Raw genomic sequence first — 19,398 nt, 5'->3', positions numbered from 1 at the left:
CCATGACTAAACTAGAAATTACCGAACGCAATACAATACGGTTTTCCCGCGATGGGCGCGTACCACCGGATGCTCCCGAATGGACAAAAGACATTGATAATCCCTATTTGCATGGTGTCTACGCGCCAACCACCATTGAAACCGACACGGATGAGTTAGAAATTGTCAGTGGTGCCATTCCTGAAGACCTTTATGGTGCCTATTTGCGCAACGGCTCTAACCCGGTTCATAAACCCCGTTTCAATTACCATCCTTTTGACGGTGACGGCATGTTATATGCCATGTATTTTAAGCAAGGCAAAGCCCGTTACTGCAATCGCTGGATAAAAACCGAAGCCTTTTTGAAAGAACAACAGGCTGGTGCCGCTATCTGGCCTGGTGTTATGGGGCCTTTTGACTTCAGTCTGCCGGGATTTCCGATCAAAGATACATCCAATACTGATGTCATGTACTTTAACGACCACATCATGTCACTTTGGTATAATGCCGGCACCCCCTACAAACTGGATAGCAAAACGCTGGAAACCGTTGGCCGGGAAGACTTAAATGGCCAGTTGAAGCGAGCGCTGTCGGCACATTCTAAAGTCGACTGGGAAAAAGATGAGCTCATCTTCTTTGACTATTTCGATGAATACCCCTACATGAGTTATGGCATTGCAGACAAGAACGGTAATGTCATTCATCAGCAGGATATTGTTTTACCCGGCCCGAGGTTGCCCCATGATATCGGTGTCACACCTAACCATGTGATTCTGCATGATTGCCCGTTTTACCATGATATTGAGTTGCTTAAGAAAACCAAAAAACGGGTCATGACGTTTCATACTGACGTGCCGACCCGGTTCGGCGTGCAACCCAGGTATGGCAAAGGCAGCGAGGTAAAATGGTTCGAGTGTGAACCTTGTTATATTCTGCACACGGTAAATTGTTGGGAGGAAGGCGACTGGGTTGTTCAGATTGGCTGTCGCTCAACCAACCCTATGCCTGAAGCAGATCCTTCAGAAGGCAACCTCTCACATATGCTGGCTTACATGCGCTTAGAAGCCAATATGTACTTCTGGAAGTTCAACCTTAAAACAGGCGAAGTTATTGAAGGGGACCTGGATACACTGAATTCCGAATTCTGTTGTTCTAATCCGCTCTTTCTTGGCTATAAAAGTCGTTTCAGTTACAACCAGTACATCATGCAACGGGATAAGGATGATGTTGGCACACTGGCCTTCGGCGCATTGCTCAAATATGACATCGAAACAGGTCAGTATGACCGCTACGACTACGGTTCTGGCGTATTTGGCAGCGAAACACCGTTTTGTCCGAAACGCTCAGCCACACGGGCCGATGCCGAAGACGATGGTTATCTGGTCAATTTTGTCACTGACACCAATGACTGGACATCTTACTGCCTGATTTTCGATGCCAAAGACATCACCCAGGGTCCTGTTTGTAAAATAAAACTCCCTCACCGTGTACCGTATGGTTTTCATGCCAACTGGGCGCGTGGTGAAGATCTCAATCTCTGATAAGGGGGTAGCTATGATAACAACAGCAAGTGCAGATATTACGCGTTATCGCGAACAGGGGATCTGGGGCGACCGGAAACTTCACGATCTGCTGCACAACACGGCCATATCGAAAAGTGACCAGATCGCACTGGTAGATCCTCCCAACAAGGAGGAGCTAACCGGCATGACACCTCTGCGACTGCGTTATGCCGAGTTAATCGTTGAGGTAGACAAGCTCGCCCTTTCCATGCTCAAAAATGGTATTGGCAAAGATGATATTCTGTTAGTTCAGATGCCAAACATTGTGGAACTAGTCCTGGTATACCTGGCGGCATCGAAACTAGGCGCCATCGTCAGCCCGATCCCGATGCAATATCAGGAATACGAGCTACAGCGGATCCTCAAAGTATTAGAGCCAAAGGCCCTAATTACCATTTCGCAGTTTAAACAACAGGACTTCACCGCGCATATTGTTGATGCCCTGAAATCTGTGGCTGCTCAACTCAAGTCATCGCCAGAATTGTTTACCTTTGGCGATTCAGAAAAGGGAACCAACCTTACCGCTCTGATGCAGCAGGCAGATAGCTTTGAGCCACTGCAGGCATACCTTGAACGCATTGAGATATCCGCAGACCAGGTGTTTACTATTTGCTGGACATCGGGAACGGAAGGCGACCCCAAAGGGATCCCACGCTCACACAACCAATGGTTAACAGTGGGCCTGGCAACCTATGAGGGAAATCAGATTGAGGACGGCGAAGCCCTTCTGAATCCTTTCCCTTTTATTAATATGGCCTCAATTGGCGGACTGTTTCTCAGTTGGTTATACAGTGGTGGCAAGCTGGTTTTGCATCACCCGTTGGATTTACCGATTTTTCTGCATCAGATCGTTTCTGAAAACATCAGCTATACGCTGGCTCCACCCGCCTTGCTGAATAACATTCTCAAAAATGAAGCGTTACTGGCACAGTGTGATTTCTCAGGTATCCGGGCCATCGGCTCGGGCTCTGCTCCCCTGGACACCTGGATGGTTGAAGGATTCAAGCAGCGTTTTGGCATCGAAATCGTTAACCACTTTGGCTCAAACGAAGGGGTCTGCCTGCTTTGCGGGCCCAATGAAACAACATCAAGTGAGAAGCGCGCGCAACTCTTTCCTAAAGCCCATAAGTTCCTGCTTACTCGCTTAGTTGATCAGGGTAGCGGAGAAATCATTGAGCAACCGGGAATTCAGGGAGAGTTGCAGATCAAAGGGCCCAGTGTTTTCGACGGATACTACGGGGCGGATGAACTTACACAAGCGGCATTCACACCGGATGGCTATTACCGTACCGGCGATCTGTTTGAAATCAGTCAATATGATCAGGCTTTTTATCACTTCAGGGGACGCTGCAAAGACCTGATTATCCGGGGGGGTGTCAACATATCTCCGGCAGAGCTGGACACGCTCATCAGCGCGCATCAGCATATTTCAGAAGCCGCTGTGGCACCTTACCCTTGTGATATTATGGGAGAACGCGTTGCGGCGTTTATTGTCCCCCTTCCCGGAAAACAGTTAACCCTCGAAGAACTTGTCAGTTTTCTTAAACAAAGCAAGATCGCCCACTTCAAGCTTCCGGAGAAGCTCATTACTCTGGAGGCGATTCCTCGCAACCCGCTTGGTAAAGTGGAGAGACACAAACTGGCTGATTCCCTGAAACAGCCACAATAAAGGGCATCGAAAACGGATATATACGCATCCGGTTTTATGGCGACTTTTTGGTATTAATGAACGATTACACTAATACCGAAAGTCGCTTGCCGGCGTTGTCTGAATAGAAGTCAAACACAGAGCAACGGCAAAGCGAGATTCTGATGCCGGTTCCGGCACACTGCCCGAAGACAATGGTATCCCTTCTCTGTGTTTTGCCCCGCCAATCACCTTTAGTCGTGTTGCCTGGCGCGAGCGGCAATATTGCAGGTGTCGTGCAGCGCACCGCTGATAAATTTATCCATACTGTTACGCCACTCCTGCGGAATGCTTTGTTCCACCAGCTGGAAAAGATTGAGGTTGTCGGACTCTGTCCGGGCAAGAACCTGGCGGGTGATCTGAATCTGCAACAGAGAACCCCTTACGATGTCACTGAGTAATTCTGTCTCCCGCGGATTATGGCTGCCCCCATAACTGCGTTCCATCAGCAGGGCCTGCCCGGATTCCGACAGGACAGAAGGCGGTAACTTCTGTTGCTGTTCCCCGTTAACACTGACCCCATAACGCTGACAAATATCGGCAAGTATATTGTCGATTTCGGCCCGGAATTGCCCGGTAATCTGTTGTTCATCGGAGCGCAGGTCAATACTCATAACAGTCTGGTTGTAAGTACTTACATAGCTCACCGGATCTACCCGGCAAAGACGTATTCCTTCTCCGCCGCCCGCCACTTGCCTGGCCAGCGTACCTATTACATAGCCTTCCAGGGTCTGGGCCAGATCTTCTCTGGTTAGCTCATCAATCAGGCCGCGCACCGGACGATCATCGCAGGTCAGCGCTGTGGTGATACTGGCCGAACCCGGAATCACATTGCGGTTGCAGCCTGGTGTCAGGCGAATATTCCCCACCACTGGTTTGACACCGGCAAAGCGCTCATCCGGGAGAATGACTTTGTCATGCCAGTCAAGAAACTCCCTGACCAATCTGGCCGCCGCTACCCCGGGGTCGCGGCGATCCGGGGTCGGCGTAGCGCCGGCGTGATTCATCTCGCCATTGAGGGTCCAGCGAAGCGCCGGATACACGTTTTCGAGGCTGTCTGGCTCACCCTGGCCTTGTAAGATCCCTACCGTAATTCTGACATCGCTGAATCTTTGCTGTTCTGTCAGCACCCGCAATTGCCGGTTCAACTCCAGTGCGGCGGCTTCGGCAAGCTCTCCTTTAAAGGTGAAATCTTCCTGGTAGATACCCATGATGGTGCCTACCTGTACAATCGGCACATTGGCTCTGTCGAGCAGCGGCCCCTGTTCAATATGCCGCTCATAACTATGAGGGCTGTAAAACAGATGAGGCTCACTGCAGGCATCGAGCAGTGCATCATCTGATGCTTTGTCGAGCCGGTTGAACAACTGAATATGACCGTCAGCCTGCGCCTGCTTCAGCTCTGCCAGCATGCGTTGCAGGCACTCACCCCACTGATCGCCCTCCTGATTACGCATTTTATGAATAGCTTCAGGCGTAGCCTGGGCAGCCACAGCGGCACTACCAGGCATAGACACACCTTCACCGGTAAAGGTCATCTCCTCGCCGATAAAGGCGGTCATATGGGAACAAAATCCCCCCTCGCCCTGCCAGTCAATATCAAAATAGCGTTTAAGGTCAGTCAGTACATGCAGGGTTTCTAATCCCGACAGTACCCCGAGTCGCCCGTCAAACTTACCGGCGTCATTAACCGTATCAATATGAGAGCCATGGCAGACAGAACGGCGACAGATATCCGCAAGTGCGATGTCCTGGCGATGTAAGGCGTGTTGTTGCTCGTCACTCAATAACAGGCCATGAATATTGCCGACCTTGTCGATAAACGCGCACAGCCCTGCCACATTCATTTGCCGGATGGTTTCCAGTGTGGCGCGTGTAAATCCGGGGGTAAGCGCACGAGCATCAATACGGCTGTCTTCTTCACGGGATACACGGCCCAGCCAGTCAATACGCCTGCGTAACCTGGCGCCAATGCCGCGCATGTCCTGCAGGCTTTGTGCACTGTGCAGATAATCCAGCGGACTGTCTCCCTGCTCCAGACAGTCCACCAGTTTTTTCAACGAATGATAATAAACGAACACCGTGGCCGCGTCCGCCAGTGGCACCAGTTGTCTGATGGACCAGCGGGCGTCTTTTCTGGCAATGCGGCGGGCATTGCTGTTTTCTATGATTTCGCGAAGTTCGGCAAGAATAGCCGGGGCATTGCCACCGCGCTGCTCTCTGGCCAGACACAACCGCTTAATCCCATCTGCCAGCTTGTCGCCGCGGCCGGTATAGTATTTCTGCTGCTGGAAGTGTTCCTTATCGACTTCTGAGTATTCCTCCTTCGCGGGCAGATTATTGGCGTAGGTCCAGGTTAGCGGGTCACCCAGTGAATCCGTTGCAGCCCCGGTCAGTTTTTTTATCAACTGCGCATGCTTTTCAAGGCTAAGACTCGCAAGTTCCTCATCGCCCAGAATCGATTCCAGCGCTTCCCTGTGGCCTTTAGTCAGGTATTTTTCATCCAGGCGGAAGTTGGCTAACAAAGGTGCGTCGAAGATCAGCCCTTCAGGTGCGTGCAGATAATCGCGAATTTTTTCCACCCCAAAGCCCTCGGCCGCATTTAGTCCGGGGTCAATGACCTGCTCCACAACGCTGGTGTTGTCCTCATCCCAAAACCTCAGGCGCGCGAAGACATGTGAACGGGTAATACCCAACTGGACTTTTTGTTCATTACGCAGCACAAATCGCCCCACTTTTATGCTGTCATCTTCCAGCAGTTCTACCTGTTGGCAATTCTGCTGAAGCAACTTCCTCAGCACAGGGTCACTGGTTTTACCCAACTGATGCAGGGGATTGGAGAGGGTTATAGCGTGGGGGCGATTTCGATAATCCGGCTCTGCCAGCGCCTTGGGTGACATATCGTATTCCAACACCAGACCACGGGAGATAGCATAGGGGGGGATCCCCATACCTATAAACTGGTCAATAAGCAGGCTCGTCTTTTTACCGCAACCATAGGCGACCACCGAATAGGGCAAAGCCAGATAAGCCAGAACCACCTGCATAATGGCGTCTCGCTCGCTTAACAGCGGCAAACCGGTGGTGGCGTCCTGTTGTACACGAACAGGTAATGTTTCAGGTTGATGACCGAATACCAGCATGGCAATAACTCCTGTTTACTGCAATGGGAACTATTGACCATAGTCATACCCCGGCGGGGAATCAAACTTGCGCCACCGGAAGTGATACAGCACCTGCCGGAATGACGAATCTGAACGCATTCCTGCGCTGTGCGGGAGCAGGAAAATGGAGTACATACACAGCCTGGCCACTAAGAGCAACTGCGTCTGATCATCGAGAAACGCTGTACATAACTGGCCAAAAAAAGGAACCGGGCTGAAATAAGGTAATTTCAGCGAGATTATTTTCAAAACAATGATTGCAGGACTACGGGGATACGCCTGATGCCATTAAGTGGATTGGGACGCACTCTGTCTGGCAGTTTTCGTTATACAGTTTGATCACGTATGACTGTCGGAAGAGTGTCAGGAGCGGAATTTTAATTTGGTTCTGACCCATCCCCACAAACTTAATACCTTGCATTAACGCCCCGCTCACACGCAGGTTTGGAGCGACGGACAATCGGTCGCTGTGCAGCCACTTGTTATGCCAGTCACACTAAGGTGCGTTGCGTTCGGATGGATCCGTCTTAAAATCCCTCACCAGATTATGCGGATCAACCTGCGCTCGATATTCCTTCGCAGCCTGAGCCCACCAAATCAATTGATTGAATGTTCGACCAAAATATTCGAACCAGGAATCTTGATCCTCTTGGGCTTGCACCGAACCATCACCCGTAAAGATTTCCTGTGCCTTTGGCACATGTATCATTGCAGAGACTGGCAGGCAGCCCAGCTCTGAGAGAAACGTACGCATTGCGACCGCTGCACGCATCCCGCCCCATTGCCCTGCTGAATAGGTAACGATCGCACTTGGCTTGTATGAGAACAAGGAACTGCCAAAGTGGTTCAACAGGTTGGCAAGCGCCGGACTCATCGAATGATTATATTCGGGGCTGACCATAACGAATCCATCGGCACTTTCTATCTTCTCTGCCAATTGATTAAGCGCCGAAGGTGCCTTGCTTCGTGGGTAAGCGAAGTGCGGCTTGAAGACGGGTTCTGTTGGATAATCCAGAGCATCAACCAACTCTATCTCATGATCGGCATATTGACTGTTGAGGCATTCGAGAACCGCTTCTGTAACCCGAACACCCAGGCGTGCCGGTTTCGGAGGCGCACTATCGCGCACGGTACCCAAGAAAACCAAGAATTTCATTTGGAACTCCATCTGATAGCAATGTTAGATAACGCCGCACTCACCGGCTTGTCCTTTGTAATGCTTTGTTAACTTTGGGTGTCCAGCATATCCCATTCGTCACCTAACACCCAACGCAGTGCCGATAACTTGCCATTAATCATCCCCCACTCAAAATCACTCCGTCGACCTGAGTCTTCATATATTCTTTCCACGCGTTAGGTTTCTTCTGTAAAATCGTGCTCAAACTCTAATTCGCCTGGCTACCTGTCCGTTCTGAACCTTTCAGAGACACGTATCAGATCCTGCCTGAGCCACTGTATATTAAGGCATGCTGTTACGGTGTCAGCAGTTCACCGTGGCGTTTAAAGTTTAACCCGCACCGCCGGATAAAATCCCTCAACATTTCAAGTTCCTGCTGATGCGCTGAATAATCAATTGACGAATTGGTATTTACTTTGGGGAATACACCATAGCCTGCCAGCATACAGGCCCATGACTTGGGCTGGTAGGCTCCTATCAGATTATACTTAACCATATCTCCGGCGAAATCCGGGCTTTTCTGCCATAGGGTTAAAATCTTATTTAAGGTATCTGAAATATTGGGATTTGCGGCATTGTCCCGCCAGTAATCGCTATCGGTTCGTTGGTTCGCTTTATAGTGGCAAACAACATAATCCCGGATGCCATCAAACCGGCCATTAATATCCCGGTTAAATTCACTTTCATATTTGTTGGTAAACTGACCTTGCTGGAAATACTGCATAAACTGCGCAATGGTATTAAATGAAAGTGCAATAGCCGTTGCTTCCAATGGCTCAATAAACCCCTGAGAAAGCCCCACTGCAAGGCAGTTTTTGTACCAGTGTTTTTCAACACGTCCGACTTTCATTTTCAGATGCCGTGCGTCGGTGTCACTTTCCAGCAAGCCCAGATGTTCCCGGAGTTCAGTTTCAGCCTGATTCGAATCAATATAGTCACTGCTGTAAACATAACCATTGCCAAATCGGTTTCTCAAAGGAATCTTCCATGCCCAGCCGTTGGTCAGTGCGGTGGATTTGGTTTCTGCCGGCAGCACGTCGGATATCGCCGTTGGCATCACCACCGCCGCGTCATTAAATAAACTCTCCTTATAACTTTTAAAGCCGACCTTCAGGGTCTTTTGCATCAGCAATGCGTCAAAGCCCGAGCAATCTATGAAGAAGTCTGCCTCTATCAGCGAGCCATCGTCCAGTCTGACTCCGCTGAGGTTTCCATCGTTTCTGACGATAACGTCGGTGACATTGGCATAGATTCTCGAAACGCCTTTTTTTTGCGCATGCTCGGCTAAAAACTGACCTAAAAGGGCAGAGTCGAAGTGGTATCCGTATGCCACACCAAAGGGAAAAGATTCATCCGGCAAGGGGCCCAGATTATGTTCTGATAAGTAGGATTCCAGAAAGTACTTGTCCGGATGGGCATCAACGTTGTACCCCTGCATTCGGGCCTGAACGTTTTTAAAGAAAAGAGGAACGGTAAACACATCGTCTGTTTGCGCTGCAAAGGGGTGAAAATAGGATTCAAAGCCCGGAATGGCCGACCATTTGTCAAAGGTAATGCCATTTTTGTAGGTGGCATTACAGTGGGGCATCCACTGTGAATCAGCGACATCAATGGCATCAAAAAAGAACTTCAGGTGTGGGGTACTGCCTTCGCCAACACCGATAATACCGATTTCTTTCGACTCAACTAAGCAAATTTCAGTGTCTTCCCACTTACAGGCCAGCAGATTTGCCGCCATCCACCCGGCTGTTCCGCCACCAACAATCAATATTTTCTGGAGTTTACTGTCGTTATTTAACATTGTTATTTGCTCATTAAAGACATTTTATTTTTGTAATTTTTTAATAAAGTAATCTTTGACGCCCTCAATATACTGAGGAGAAAGATCCCCTAACAAATGATGCTGATGCTTCGGAATATAAGAAGCCGGGTCAACACCTTGTTTAAAAAGATAGTGGTCAAACAAACAACGCCATGCATCGCGTTGTTTGGGTGTCATATCACGCATGGCCAGCAGCGCCAGATTCAGGCTATCAATCGGGCTGGGAGAGACAGCGTCTGGGGCAGACGATCCGGTCCACCAGTAATTCATCAATGCGTTCACTTTTTCCAGCGATTCAACATGGTGCCACCACAGCATGGGAATAAAGATCGCATCACCAGGCCCTAACTCCACACTGTAGGCCTGCGCCAGCGCATGCTTATACAATGGATAACGCTCAAAATCGGGGTTGTTAAAATCCACCAGACTCGTGGGGGCACCAGCGGGCGTAAAGTTGAGTGGGCCAGGGTATAAGTTACAGGTTTGCTCCGGAGGGAACAGTACAAATTGCCGGCGACCCGCCACAACACAGGCTAGATTATCAGAGCCATCATAATGAGCGCTGACAATCCCCTCATTGCCAATCCACAGACGTGGCTCCACTTCGCTGAAGAAGTCTGAGCGATTTTCATTGGTAAGGCCCGGCAAAATCTCACTGGTCAGGGCGTTTTGCATGGAAATGGCGGGAGTAACATCTCTGTCGATGAGCTCCAGAAGACGAAGTAAAAACAAGTCGACACGCTCTTCGCCACTTAAATAGTTGATACCGGTCATATCATCATTGTAATAAAAGCGCTTGTTGGCGGAGGGTGGCGCAACCACCATGCTGGCTTTTTTACCCTTATAAAACTGCCCCAGATAGGCGACAAAATCTTCGGGCGTTTTCTTTGCAGAGGCCACCACTGGCCAGCTTTGAGCAAAGCCACGTATCACAATTGGCTTTTGTGCAGGCACAATCTGCTCAAAGAATTGCTGAGCACTCAATGACGAATATTCTGCGATAGCTCTATAAGCAGTCATGTTTTTTGTACACTTTTATCAAGATTCCTCAAAGCAGATTATTTCTCAGTGGCTGAGTTGGCCGGGCAATGTTCCCGAATATACTCATGATGGCCCGGCATTTTCATTACGGTAGAGCGGATGTTCTGCACATTCTGATTGAGTGTACTGGCTAAGCTCTGACGATCAAAAGCATCCAATAAAGGATGATACTTTTGTGGGCGTATGTTCATCCCCTCCAATATTGAACACCAGCTATCACGGGTAAAAAACTGCCCGGGGGTATGCTCTAGCTGGCCCCTTAGCCGGAACCAACGTATTTTTTCGCTGAGTGATTCAGGTACCGGCATCGTCTGACACCAGCGCCAGAACTCACTGTCACCGCGCCCCGCAGTACAGTAGTGCAGAATAATAAAGTCTCGTATTTCTTCGTAGTCGGCATCGATTTTCTGATTGAAAGCCTGTTCCGTGTCAGCGTCAAAGTCTCTGTCAGGAAAGTGTTTTATAAAATGGACCAGGGTTTTATACACCAGATGAATAGCGGTAGATTCGAGTGGTTCTAAAAATCCGCCGGCAAGCCCTAAGGCTAAACAGTTATTGTGCCAGATTTTTTTTCGCTTACCGGTGACAAAAGGGATAATCCTGGGTTCATTCAGCATTGGGCCACTGACGCTGTTAACCAGCGTGTCTAACGCTTTTTCGTCACTGCAAAACCGACTGGAAAAAACATAGCCATTGCCTGTGCGATGTTGCAAAGGGATCTTCCAGCTCCAGCCTGCCTCTCGAGCGGTTGCAATCGTATAAGGCACCGGATGACCCACACTGGCAGTCTGAACAGTAACGGCGCGATTGCACGGTAAATAATCTGACCAGTCCTGATACCCCACCTGCAACGATTTTTCGATTAAAAGCCCGGTGAAGCCCGTGCAGTCGATAAAAAAATCACTGTTCACGGTTGAGCCGTTGTCCAGCTCCAGGCTGCGGATAAATGCCTTTTCATCAACGATGACGTTGTTAACGGTCGCTTCGGTTCTGATTACCCCGCGCTGATGACAAAGGCTGCGCAAATAACGAGCAACCTGAACCGCATCCAGATGAAGGGCATGGGCATAGCTGGATAACACCCAGTTCTGAGAATGATGGGGGCGCAACATAAAGCGCTCGTGCTCGGCCATAATGGCGCTTGGGGAATGATCAACCCACCGTGTTTCCTGCCCGTCAGCCAGAGACTTCAGCCAGGCCTGATAAAAATCAAACCCATTGATATCCTTACCCACTCTGCCGAAGGGGTGAAAATAGCTTTCTCCGGGTGTGAGCCAATCGTCGAACCGAATGCCTAATTTAAAGCTGGCTGACGTGGCCTGAACAAATTCTTTAAGATTAATCTGACACGCCTGCACAAAGTCCATTATTGAGGGTACGGTAGACTCACCCACCCCAATGGTTTCAATGTCTGGTGACTCAATAACAGTAATCTGAATTTTACTGCCCCTTAAGGCAGTCGAAAGCAGTGTCGCGGCCATCCAGCCCGCTGTTCCGCCGCCAACAATACAGATTGTTTTTAATGTGTTTTGCATAGTAAAACCGTGCTGAGATGACCCATCATTCATGTACTCAGCCGAACTATTCATTTTTTACTGACCAAAAGCAACAAACTGCGCAGTGTTGCCACTGCGCAGTTTATAATACATCGTTTAATACTGTTCGCTATCAGAAAACAGCACGAACGGATAACGCATATCGACGGTCAGTTGTGAAGTTTAATGCATCCGTTCTGACGCCTTCCTGGTTCATCTGATATTGCGTCTCGGTTTGAGTATCCAGCAGGTTGCTGCCTTCAATACCGATTTTCCAATTGTCATTAATGGTGTAGTAAAAGCTCGCATCCATCATGCCTGAGGCCTCGGCGAAGGCCGGTGCATACTCTTCAGACTCACGTAATGTCAACAGGTATTCAGAACGCCAGGTATAAGCGAGACGAAATGAAACATCCTCGTATTCATACATGCCAATGATGTTCATGTTCTTATCCGAATACCCCTGCAGTGGCAACCCGGTAAACACCCGGAACGTGTGACGATTATCCGCTACCCGCGTGCCATCTTCTTTAAAGCCCAACGTACCCTCTGCAACTTCGTTAGGATCTTCCAGATCACTTTGCTTTATGTAGGTAAAGTTGAACTGTAAACCTAACCCACTCCAGGCTCCTGGCAGCATGTCGTAGAATTGAGAGTAAGAGAACTCAACCCCTTTAATGGTGCCAGAACCCGTATTCGCCGGACCATAAGCAGATACATCGTAATCCCGTCCGCCGTACTCAACATTGAGATCAAATTGTCGGTTACGGATAATATTATCCAGCTTTTTGTGAAATAGCCCCACACTCACAAAGCCGGCTGGTGCGAAATACCACTCAGTAGTCAAATCTAAGTTAATGGACTCTTCGGGCTCCAAATAGGGATTACTGGCCAGTGCTGTCAGGTTCATATCATCAAGTGCAACAACCGGGTTAGTCTCCTCACTGAGTGGTAAGGACGGGTCTTCAAGTCGAGGCGTATAATCCAGGCTCATAAGGGTGAGATTGCGTGTGTCTAACAAGCTTGGGTAATACAGCCCTTTGGAAGCACCAAATCGTACAACCACATCGTCGGCCACCCCAAAATTCAGGTTCAGGCTTGGTAGTACAGTGCTGTAGTCGGTACCTTTCACCGTAGTCAGAAGCGCGTCACCATTGGCTATATCGTAAAGCGCCGCATGGTCACGTTGCATCACTTCGTTACGCGACGTACCTTCCTCCCCCCGATTTGACGCCAGGGGATTCACTAACGCTCCGGTAGATTCAAGATCGTAGCTGACGTAACGTAGGCCAATGTTACCTTTTACAGGTACAACCCAATCAATGGTATCAAAGTCACCACGAACGTAGAACTCGGTGCGTTTTTCGTTGATAGAGCTGATGTTATGAGCGGCAAAGGGGCCTTCAACGCGATTAGGCTTGTCGGTATAAGGAACGTAGATACCAGTACATTCACCATCATTGGCAGCGCTGCTGGTCGCATTGTGCCATCCTTCTTGACAACCCTGACGTAATGAGTCGGCATAGTTTTTGACCAGGTTCAGCTCAGGGAAAAGGAAATTATCAACATTCCCCAACAGCACATTACCGTTGTAAAAATCTGAGAAATCAACCCGCTCAAAAAGTTCTGGCCGGTTTACTGCGGCGGCCGCAATGCGGTCCTCATCAATCCAGGCCGTGCCAATAGCAGACCAGCCTTCGTAATTGGTATTCCGCACGGTCAGGTCTTTATCTGAATGGTATGCACCCGCACTGATACCCGACCAGACGCCATCCAAACTATAAGTGGCGTCAAACTGAAAGCTATCAGACTCAGCGGTGTTGCGCTCTTCCTGTTCCATTCCCGACGCCAGGAACAAATTCGGCTCGGTCATAATCGGCTCGCCATTCTCATCAGGCGCATAGCCCGGCGTAAGGATGTTGTCGCTAAGATACTCAATGGTTGGGCGGGCACCGCGCATGTCAAGGAAATAAGGGGATACGTTTGCCACATGACCGCCGCGAGTCTGGCCAGCCATACCGTAATTATGAACGACCTTTTCAGAATCTATTCGCTGATAATCCAGCTCTAGTTTCAAGCGATCAGTAGCCTTCACCTGCAGGTTGAAAGAGGTATCTTCAACGGTGTTTTCGTTGTAGTTCCATCGGGTACGATACATAAGGGGTACGGATGCGTGGGTACCCAAACCGACACCTGAGGTTAGAAAGCCGTTGTCATCAAAAGTACGTGGGTAGTCGCTTCCACGGTCAACCCAGTCATGTGACGAGGCCATCTCGCTTTTAAAGCCTTGTGTTGCCTGACCAATCTGGCGCTCACGGTATTCCAGTGATGCTTTTGAACTAATGTGCTCCAGAGTCGCAACGATGGTGTCATCATCACTTGCCCACTGTAATGAAGTGGTAAAGCCCCTGCGTTTACGATCATTTTCAGCTGTGCTCATGTGAATGGCAGCCGGAGTGTACCAGGTATCACCTTCGCCCTGCCCCGTCAGGGCAGTACCTTCAAACGTAGGCACATAAGCTGCCGCATCAGAATCTGTATACTGAACGGTGTCTTCGAAACCTAAATTATCACACGCACGCCAATCTGACGCATCAGGAATACAAGGGTTAGAATACAGGCCCGCTTTCACACCGGGACTCGGTGTACCCCACTCATCATAAGAGAACGTATCAACGGGACCACGGCTATGGAAATTCCCCAGACCAACACCGTCACCACGGGTTTTGTATTCAGAGCGAGATGCCGCAATCAGCAACCCGAACTTGCCTGAATCCGTATCCCAGTTGTCAGAAAAAAGCGCAGAGAAAGAAGGTGTGGTTTCCTTACGAAAGTCACCGTAATGTGCCTTTGCGTTAAATGAGACCAGACGCTTGTCGGAATCAAAAGGCTTGCGGGTAATCAGGTTAACCGTGCCTGCGATACCGCCAGAGATAAGATCGGCAGTCTGGTTTTTTACCACCTCTACGGCACCTAATAATTCAGCAGGAAAGTCTTCATAGCTCAGTCCACCATAGGGGTTGGCACTAAACGCGTCTCGGCCATTAATTTCACTGCGCACCCGATCCAATCCACGCACCAATACACCGGTACCTTCATCTGCATAATGTTTTGGATCGTCAGAAGATGCGAAACGTTCAATGGTGACCCCCGGAACCCGTTGCAAGGCCTCCGTTACAGACTTATCAGGCAAGGCACCGATATCTGACGCTGTAATCAGATCTTTCACCGTATCAGCGTAACGTTTCAGGTTCTGTGCATTAAGCAGGCTGCTGCGCATGCCTTTTACCTCTACAACCTCTACCTGTTCTGCTGAATCCGGCTCATCTGTATCCACCTCCTGTGCAAAAACCGAAGCAGAAAGTGAACAGGTAATCGCGGCGGAAATTGCCGTCACCAGACGTTTTTTCTGAAATGTTTTAGACATGTTTTAACCCTCAGTGTTTTTTATTCTGGTTATTGTGATAACCATAGTTTCAGCTTTCTATTGTTGTTGATACTTTGCTTCAGTATTCTCAATAGTTATCGCCCTTCCGGTGACAGCGCTGTCATTTCGAGCCAATATCACACCGTCCATGCGATAATAAACTCATATAAATCAATCGCATGAAGAGTGAGCACACAAACGGATTTATTCACCGCACTTAATCCATTAAAAATTATCGCACGACACCACTACTGTCGGAGCCTTACTCTCCTCGTTGCGAGCCATGAGTTACTAAATAACATAATGATAACGTATGCTTTGTTATTTTTTAACATTACTGTGGTTATTAAATCAACAACTTTTTTATCTCCCGGCAGTGTTTTTAGATTATAAAACCTTATAGTTCTGAGTCTGAATAGCAGATTGATGGCGATAACTCAGAAAAAACGCACCTCATGGCAGTGTGAGATATGCCCAACACCTGATTACAAAACACGCACCCGACCGTACACAAATCAGTCAATAGCAGTACTATCAAATTTAGATCGCTAACGTGAAATCCTCCTATCTGAATCAACCGTTGCAAAAAAATGGAAAAAATTTCTAACATCTATCAGAAATTGACTACTCTGATATGCAGACAAGGAATAAGGACGTTAACTATTATGCAGTCGAATCACTCTCCAACTCATAAATTCTCATTAGCCCGGGTCGCTCTGGCTTCATGTGTTTGCTTCTCATTGGCTTCCTGTTCTCTTACCAATCCTTATGTAGATGATGCATTACTTGTCAATGACCAGAATGTTACTCTCTGTCCGGTCATTCCGGCAGACATGGCGGCGGCCCTACAGTGTTCAGCCATTTATCATCTCAGATTCAGATAAGACCTCTATCAGTCAGGAGCTCGAGAATTTGGCTAAGGTTTACGGTGAAGTATCAAATACGCTTAAATATGTCCGCGCTGCGTCTGCTCGCGTTAATGATGGTGACGCTGCAAAAATTATGGCAATGGCATACGTTAATAATGTACAGGCCTCTTTAACGCAAGCCAGATTAGTGCAACAAAAGACAGGCCAGTTGATGCAGCAGTTTGACACCGCCCCGGGTACCCTGACCGTTGCAGTAAAAGATATTAATGCACATGTGAATGAAGCCCTTGGCAATACCATACAGTCATTGTCTGCCCTGCCGGGCATTCTGTCTGGTATGGGTAACCTGTATACAGACAATAAATCATACTTCGCTGCCTTTTCCCCTGCCGAAGGGGCATCACCCACAGGCGCAGGAGAAGGTATAGAGACGCAAGGTGCTGGAGCGTCGCAAAAAGATTTAGCCAAAGATTTACTTAAGCGGCTGGATGACTTAGCGCAGAAAAATACCGAACTTGAACAGGCCACATCTGATTTACACAACCTGCTCGACCGCTATACACCGAAGCCATCCAGCCTATCTTTGCAGGAGTGTGGTATTGACACTTCAGATATCGGTGCCGGTATTTCTGTCAATCCCACCTCCCTGAGCTTTACAGAGGGCTCGACCGCCGCGCAATCGGTTTCTGTTAACGGTGGCAGCGGCACCTATGTAGTCATCGCCAACCAAACCTATTTAACGATCGAGCAAACACCCGCCTTCGGCGGATTAGTGACCATTAAGCTGAACAATTCAAAGCCCGGTAATCACATCGTAAAAGTCAAAGACACTACAGGGCGGGTGCAGGAGTTTATGGTATCAGTCAGCCCCAAATCCAGTACAGTAGTCTCAAATGCCGCCAACGGGGAAACACAGGGCGGCGCAGATGGTGGGTCACAATCACCCTTGTGCCAAAGCGAGGAGTTGCTGGCTGGCGAAGCAGACTTTTGTACAAACCCGGCACTCACCGAAACCTTGCAACAAGCCCTTGTGGAAGAGTTATCCCTGCCAGCAGATTTTGTCAACAACCTTTATGGCATCGAAACGCGCGAGCGGGTAATAGAAATGCTCGAACGTCCGGTGTTTGACCATCTGGCAGACGACATCACCCCCGTTACACTCCAGGCCATATTGGATTATCAGTATCAGAAAGCGAACCTCGAAGAGCAGGATATTGACGCATTGGTGGCGCCACTCGATAGTGGTCAAAACACCTCTGTTGAGAAAATCATGCAGTTTCAGAATACACAGGAGGGCCTGCAACCCACCGGCTTCATCGGCGAACAGACGGTTGAAGCCATATGCGCAAAACATCAGGGTATCGGTCAGTGTGGTTAGTGACGATCAACAATGAAACTACGCACACGTAATCACCTCAGGAAATTATCTCAGGCGCTGTTTGACGGGGCCGCGACCAAAGGTCTTGGCAAAGAACAGCGTGAAATGGCCGAACAGCTTAGTTTATCAGCCGCGGATTGGTTAACTGACAGCTCGTTGCAGGGTGTGGGAGTTGGTACCAAATTTACCGCTAACGTTGATACCGCAGAGCCCTGCATTAAAGTATACGTCGACAAAAAGCGGCCACTGGAAACACTGCAAAATCCTGCGCCACGTAAAATTCAGCTCGGCAGTGACGAGCCCGTACCGGTAGATGTCATCGAAATTGGTGAAATCAAATTGCAGTCTGCCCGCTACGCTTACAAACAACGCCCTCTTCATGCCGGCCTGAGCGTGGCCAGTACCAGCCGATTCCCCGGCACCCTCGGGCTGGTGGTCAGATCAAAACATGATCCGGTTCAGCACTTTATTCTTAGCAATTACCATGTACTGAAACCTCTATCCAGAAAATTCAACGACGATATCTGGCAGCAAGCCAGACAAGATGGCGGTGACGTTGATGACAGTGTTGCCCATTTTGAGCGTGATGTACCTATCCATTTCAGTGACAATGGCATCCCCAACGAGGTAGACGCTGCGGTTGCCCGGCTTAAGCCTGATATTCATTTTCTTACGTCGATTCCCGGTATTGGCCCACTCAGGGGGATCACCGGAATCATCCGCGAAGGCAGGTTTGTGCAGATGGTAGGCAGAACATCCGGGCTGTCTCGCGGACGAATAATCGATGCTGATTTTCAGACGCGTTTGTCCTATCAGGGCCCCCGTGGTGAAAGACTGACTGCGGGTTTCAGGAATCTGGTGCTGTGCCAGCCATACACGCGGCCCGGAGACAGTGGAGCTGTCGTCGTCAATGCCAGCAAATTCGCCGTAGGTCTGCACATGGCAGGCAGTGACCAAGTCAGTGTCTTTTGTCGTATTAAGCCGGTCTTTGACCACTTGAATATAAAACTGCTCCATGACCTCTCCGAAACACTTCAATCGGACAATACAGATGAACAGTCAGCAAGTGAGCAGATAAATGCCGGTATAAATGTGCAACTGGATGTGTTGCGTCGCAGTCACGGTATTTTTGATTCGGTCAGCTGGCGGCTAACACCGCAAGGGCTGGAAGTTAACGGTGCCGTCACAGGTTCTCCCGGCGAGCTCATTACCGTGCCGGGCGTTATCGCGCAATTCGATCCATTGATTCGTCAGGCCAGCATAGAATTTGGTGTCCCTTATGAATTAATCCTTGCCTGCATCTGCACCGAATCGGGTGGAAAACCTGACGTCAGCCGTGAAGAGCCTGGCTTTCGTTCGGATAGTCAGACACCACACAGAGTGTCGGTGGAGCTTATGCAGACGCTTATCTCCACAGCCAGAGAAGCGCTGGACAGTCACGCTGTCTCACGCACCCATCTTATAAGACCGGACGTTTCCATAAGAGCCGGAGCAGCTTATATAAGACAGCAATACTCCATGACTCAGTTCGATCCGCCCAAGGTAGCTTGCGCATACAACGCGGGCGGTATTTATCAAAACCGGGGAAGCAAAAATCGTTGGAAAATGCGGCAGTACCCTGTTGGTATGGGTACACATGCAGATCGCTTTGTGATGTGGTTTAACGATTGCTTCAGATATTTCGCTTCTCAACCTGGGATGAATCCGCCCCTGTCCTTTTACACCATGATGAACGGCAATTAGCGGCACAGAAATCA

The 19,398-nt window shown here is 49.1% G+C and carries 11 protein-coding genes; 4 read left to right on the top strand and 7 right to left on the bottom strand.

Annotated elements, in window-relative coordinates; genetic code table 11:
- Positions 1 to 2: 2 nt before the first annotated feature.
- Together CDA54_RS14735 and CDA54_RS14730 are read left to right on the top strand one after the other, a co-directional pair.
- Positions 3 to 1,520 (top strand): carotenoid oxygenase family protein, encoded by a 1,518-nt coding sequence (locus tag CDA54_RS14735; protein WP_099035796.1) that lies wholly within the window; start codon positions 3 to 5, stop codon positions 1,518 to 1,520.
- 13 nt (positions 1,521 to 1,533) lie between these two features.
- Positions 1,534 to 3,210 (top strand): class I adenylate-forming enzyme family protein, encoded by a 1,677-nt coding sequence (locus tag CDA54_RS14730; protein WP_099035795.1) that lies wholly within the window; start codon positions 1,534 to 1,536, stop codon positions 3,208 to 3,210.
- 212 nt (positions 3,211 to 3,422) lie between these two features.
- Here CDA54_RS14730 and CDA54_RS14725 read toward each other — a convergent pair whose 3' ends face one another.
- The 7 genes from CDA54_RS14725 to CDA54_RS14700 form a co-directional block, all read right to left on the bottom strand.
- On the bottom strand, positions 3,423 to 6,371 hold the full coding sequence (locus CDA54_RS14725; protein ID WP_099035794.1) for a zinc-binding metallopeptidase family protein: 2,949 nt from the start codon (positions 6,369 to 6,371) through the stop codon (positions 3,423 to 3,425).
- Positions 6,372 to 6,888: 517 nt separating this feature from the next.
- Positions 6,889 to 7,548, bottom strand: a complete 660-nt coding sequence (locus CDA54_RS14720; protein WP_099035793.1) for an NADPH-dependent FMN reductase — start codon at positions 7,546 to 7,548, stop codon at positions 6,889 to 6,891.
- 68 nt (positions 7,549 to 7,616) lie between these two features.
- A complete protein-coding gene (locus CDA54_RS19965; RefSeq protein WP_268235309.1) occupies positions 7,617 to 7,742 on the bottom strand; it encodes a hypothetical protein in 126 nt (41 codons plus the stop codon).
- Positions 7,743 to 7,864: 122 nt separating this feature from the next.
- Positions 7,865 to 9,370 (bottom strand): tryptophan halogenase family protein, encoded by a 1,506-nt coding sequence (locus CDA54_RS14715; RefSeq protein WP_099035792.1) that lies wholly within the window; start codon positions 9,368 to 9,370, stop codon positions 7,865 to 7,867.
- Positions 9,371 to 9,394: 24 nt separating this feature from the next.
- Positions 9,395 to 10,411, bottom strand: a complete 1,017-nt coding sequence (locus CDA54_RS14710) for a cupin-like domain-containing protein (RefSeq protein ID WP_099035791.1) — start codon at positions 10,409 to 10,411, stop codon at positions 9,395 to 9,397.
- A gap of 38 nt (positions 10,412 to 10,449) precedes the next feature.
- Positions 10,450 to 11,967, bottom strand: a complete 1,518-nt coding sequence (locus CDA54_RS14705; protein WP_099035848.1) for a tryptophan halogenase family protein — start codon at positions 11,965 to 11,967, stop codon at positions 10,450 to 10,452.
- Between the two features lie 133 nt (positions 11,968 to 12,100).
- Positions 12,101 to 15,394, bottom strand: coding sequence for a TonB-dependent receptor (locus tag CDA54_RS14700; RefSeq protein ID WP_099035790.1), 3,294 nt, complete (start codon positions 15,392 to 15,394; stop codon positions 12,101 to 12,103).
- Positions 15,395 to 16,306: 912 nt separating this feature from the next.
- On the opposite strand from CDA54_RS14700, the gene CDA54_RS14695 reads away from it, so the two are divergent.
- On the top strand, positions 16,307 to 17,641 hold the full coding sequence (locus tag CDA54_RS14695) for a hypothetical protein (RefSeq protein WP_143452307.1): 1,335 nt from the start codon (positions 16,307 to 16,309) through the stop codon (positions 17,639 to 17,641).
- Between the two features lie 12 nt (positions 17,642 to 17,653).
- Complete coding sequence (locus tag CDA54_RS14690) at positions 17,654 to 19,384, top strand: transglycosylase SLT domain-containing protein (protein ID WP_099035788.1); 1,731 nt, start codon at positions 17,654 to 17,656, stop codon at positions 19,382 to 19,384.
- Positions 19,385 to 19,398 lie beyond the last annotated feature (14 nt).

Source organism: Lacimicrobium alkaliphilum (assembly GCF_002591895.1).
GTDB classification, from domain to species: domain Bacteria; phylum Pseudomonadota; class Gammaproteobacteria; order Enterobacterales; family Alteromonadaceae; genus Lacimicrobium; species Lacimicrobium alkaliphilum.
The sequence above is the reverse complement of the archived record's forward strand: the minus strand, read 5'-3'. Positions and strand labels throughout refer to the sequence as shown.